General features: G+C 58.0%; 2 protein-coding genes. Both read right to left on the bottom strand.

Features of this window, described 5'->3' with window-relative positions; translation table 11 throughout:
• Nucleotides 1-203: hypothetical protein (locus tag GOB83_RS15395; protein WP_206752423.1), on the bottom strand; the 203-nt coding region annotated here is incomplete at its 3' end.
• 28 nt (nt 204-231) lie between these two features.
• A partial coding sequence (locus GOB83_RS15390; protein WP_165926637.1) for a DUF6876 family protein occupies nt 232-529 on the bottom strand: 298 nt, incomplete at its 5' end.

Raw genomic sequence — 529 nt, 5'->3', positions numbered from 1 at the left:
ATGGCTTCCTTTTCATATTTTGTTTTCAACACGTCCGCGTCCGCCACGTCTGGGAGGCCGGGGCCAGAGCTTGCCTCTGGTGGCGGCCTCCCAGACGTGGCAGCGGGTTTTGCTTTTGTGGTTTGGTGTTTTTCTTTTTGTGTGGCGATCTCAATGCACAGCACACCTAAAGACCACGGAAGCCAGTACGTGGCTGTGTCCATTTTGGCGCACGCACTGACGCGGCGTCGCTCAGTATTCGGATGTGAGCATGACGACCTTGCCGGGATCGCTATCGGCCACAACGTAAAGTTTCAGTTCTGCCAGAGGGAAATCCGTATAGCCTACAGGCTGGCGGTACAGGATGTTGGCCTCGCGCTCGCCGTTCCCGTCTGTGCAGACAACCTCGGCGCAGTGTTTGGTAAGATCCACCCTGAGCGTCCAGCACTCGAACTCAGCACGTCTGACGGCTGGAACCAGTCGCGCGCTCGCCACAATGTCCAGCAGCCATGCCGCACCATTACGCACCAGATAGGCCGCACCATCGGTC

Source organism: Acetobacter fabarum (assembly GCF_011516925.1).
Classification (GTDB): Bacteria; Pseudomonadota; Alphaproteobacteria; order Acetobacterales; family Acetobacteraceae; genus Acetobacter; species Acetobacter fabarum.
Note: the sequence above shows the minus strand (reverse complement) of the source record. Positions and strands in the feature narration are given on the sequence as shown.